Origin of the sequence: Aeromonas sp. 604443 (assembly GCF_049170315.1) — a bacterium.
GTDB lineage: Bacteria > Pseudomonadota > Gammaproteobacteria > Enterobacterales > Aeromonadaceae > Aeromonas > Aeromonas veronii_A.
Window position 1 is genome coordinate 1 of the sequence record NZ_JAAKMI010000031.1, and the last position, 661, is coordinate 661.

Genomic DNA, 661 nt, shown 5'->3' on the forward strand with positions numbered 1-661 from the left:
CCTGTCCCGCCCGACCTTGAGCCCGCCATCATCCTGACCCTGGAGCAGATAATGCAGCTTGCGAGTACCCACCCGAGGTTGTCGCAGTCGAACCTGACGCACAAAGCGCACCACCTGCAGCCCTTGAGCATGGCGCTCGTCGGCGACCCGATTGCGCTTGTAGTAAGCCTGCCGGCTTATCCCCAGAAACAGGCAAGCCCTGACGATGGTCAGCTTCTCGACTTGCCGCTGCGAGAGGACTTGCCGGGTCGCTTTTTTACGATGGAGACGCCGTAGTCATTCTTCAGTACATCGACGACGGCCTCAAAGAACTGGGCCTTCTGGCTCATCAGCGCCAGCTGTTGCTCAAGTTCCTTGATGCGCTGTTCGGGCGTCTGGTTGTCGGGGTCAGGCATGGTGATGCTCCTGCCGGCGCGCACAGAAGCCCCCTGGCTCCAATCTTGCCGACCATGTTTACGCAACCATACCAGAACGGTGGAGCGGCCCTGAATGCCATAACGCACCTGAGCCTGTTTGTAGGTGAGCTCGCCTTTTTCAATCTGCTCGACCAGTGCCAGTTTAAAAGTCAGCGAGTAATCGCGCTGTGTCCGTTTCACACCTTGTCCCATCGGGTTCTCCATTTATTGGGGGGAAAGGTGTAAACCATATTCAGGACGGGACA

Annotated in this window: 1 pseudogene; it reads right to left on the minus strand. The window is 57.6% G+C overall.

The features are described 5' to 3' along the window. Positions 1-608, minus strand: a pseudogene (locus G5380_RS20490) (IS3 family transposase); the annotation flags it as partial. Positions 609-661 lie beyond the last annotated feature (53 nt).